This is a genomic window from Flavobacterium sp. GCM10023249, assembly GCF_042653365.1.
GTDB lineage: Bacteria > Bacteroidota > Bacteroidia > Flavobacteriales > Flavobacteriaceae > Flavobacterium.
On the sequence record NZ_JBHSHZ010000024.1, the window covers coordinates 1 to 508 of the forward strand.

At 36.4% G+C, this 508-nt stretch carries 1 protein-coding gene; it reads left to right on the forward strand.

Translation table 11 applies throughout. The features are described from left to right. Positions 1-508 (forward strand): site-specific integrase (locus tag ACFO7M_RS16265; RefSeq protein ID WP_379736916.1); only part of this gene is annotated, 508 nt, incomplete at both ends.

The window sequence follows — 508 nt, forward strand, 5'->3', positions numbered from 1 at the left end:
ACGACACCACGGAGAAATCCGGATTGCTGTTATTTTTGAGAAAAACAAAGAACTGATTGCCCGAATCAAGCAATTTGAAGGTTCAAAATGGAGCCAAACCCTACAGTTATGGCATGTTCCCGATACTGAAGCCAACAGAATCCGATTTAAATTAAAAACAATACAAGAGTCTATGCCTTCTGAAGAAGGTATTTTAGCGATTGAAAATTTTTCCAGACATTTAAAATCGAAGCGATACAGTCAGAATACCATAAAATCCTATTGTGATGCGTTGCAATCATTTTTGGTATTCTACAGGGAAAAGCCGGTAAAAGACATCACGAATGAGGATGTTATACGCTACAACAACGATTATATCATAAAGCACCGGCTTTCGTCATCTTATCAAAACCAGATTGTTAATGCGATTAAGTTATTTTTTAGGATTGTAAATGAAAAAGCGATCCATCCTGATTTGATTCATCGTCCGAAACGCGAAAAGAAACTTCCCAATGTTTTGAGTAAAGAA